Here is a 1,021-nt window from a genome sequence, read left to right as displayed (position 1 = left end):
CCCCCGAAACGCCGGACCCCGGAACACCAGGCCCCGCCACAGACACCCCAGAACCGGTCGGCCCGGCCGCAGGCACCCCTGAGGCAGGTACCGCTGAGGCAGGTACCGCTGAGATGGGCGCCCCAGAAACGGGCACCTCTGAGGCGGGCACCTCTGAGGCAGGCTCTGCCGACGCGGAGGCTGCCGACGCGGGCGCCCCTGCGGCGGGCGCTGCCGACGCGGGCACGGCCGAGGCAGGCGCCACTGAGCCGGGCGCTGCCGAGGCGGGCGCCGCTGGGGTGGGCGCCGCTGGGATGGGTGGCACCGCCACGGGCGGAACCTGTCCGGGCGGCGACTGCACCGGAACCCCGTCAATCACCGGCGACGACCCGCCCGAACCGCCCCCCGCGGAAGCCACGACCCGCGTCACGTCGGCCGCGGCGACAGACACCGCCGGGTCGGCGAGCACGGACAGATCGGCGGGCACAGCCTCGGGCTCGGCCTCGCCCCCGCGCTCAGGCTCGGGCCCGGCCTTGGAGCCGCTCTCGGGGCTGCGCACGGGCTCACGCTCAGATGCGGCCCCAGGGCCGGCCACCGGACCACGCGCGGGCTCAGGCGCGGTCGCACGGCCGGTCTCGGCTGCGGGCGCAGGCTCGGGCTCGGCGGCTGATCCGGTCTCGGGGTTGCGCGTGGGCTCGGGCTCGGATGTGGCCTCGGAGCCGGTTGCGGGGCTGCGCGCGAGTTCGGGCTCAGGCGTGGCCTCGGAGCCGGAATCGGGGTGGCCCACGGACTCGGGCTCAGGCGCGGTCGCACCGCCGGTCTCGGTCTTGGCTGCGCGCACGGGCTCGGGCTCGGGCTCGGCGGCTGAGCCGGCATCGGCGCTGGACTCGGGCGTGTGCGCGAGCTCGGGCGCCGTCGCGGCCTCCGACCTGGGATCGGGACCGGCCTCAGACTCGGGTGCGGTCTCTGGCGCGGATGCTGATGCGGATGCGGATGCGGGCGCAGGCGCGGGGATGAGGTCTCGGGGGGCGGCGTCCTGGGA

1 pseudogene is annotated in these 1,021 nt (G+C 77.3%); it reads right to left on the bottom strand.

Annotated elements, in window-relative coordinates:
• Positions 1-146, bottom strand: a pseudogene (locus HII36_RS59445) (pentapeptide repeat-containing protein); the annotation flags it as partial.
• Positions 147-1,021: the final 875 nt, after the last annotated feature.

It is taken from the genome of Nonomuraea antri, assembly GCF_013283785.1.
GTDB classification, from domain to species: Bacteria; Actinomycetota; Actinomycetes; order Streptosporangiales; family Streptosporangiaceae; genus Nonomuraea; species Nonomuraea antri.
Note: the sequence above shows the minus strand (reverse complement) of the source record. Positions and strands in the feature narration are given on the sequence as shown.